1 pseudogene is annotated in these 255 nt (G+C 67.1%); it reads right to left on the reverse strand.

Features of this window, described 5'->3' with window-relative positions:
* A pseudogene (locus ACFQUV_RS09275) lies at positions 1-255 on the reverse strand (IS110 family transposase); the annotation flags it as partial.

Consider the following 255-nt stretch of genomic DNA (forward strand, 5'->3'; position numbering starts at 1 on the left):
TTGCGGTCGCGGTGGCCGAGTTCGGGCAGGTCGGTGACCAGCACGGTGGCGATGCGGGTGCCGATCCCCGGGATCGATGTGAGGATGCGGGAGACTCGGACGAGCTCGGCGTCGGCGGCGATCCGGCAAGCGAGTTCGGCCTCGATTCGCTCGCACTGCGCGGCGAGTTCGGCGATGGTGGCACGGTGGCTCTCGATCAGAAGTGGCTCGAGCGTCTGCTTGAGCCTGGTCTTCTCCATGGCGATCATCTCGGTG

The organism is Rhodoplanes sp. P11, assembly GCF_964266735.1.
In the GTDB taxonomy this organism is placed as follows: Bacteria; Pseudomonadota; Alphaproteobacteria; order Rhizobiales; family Xanthobacteraceae; genus Rhodoplanes; species Rhodoplanes serenus.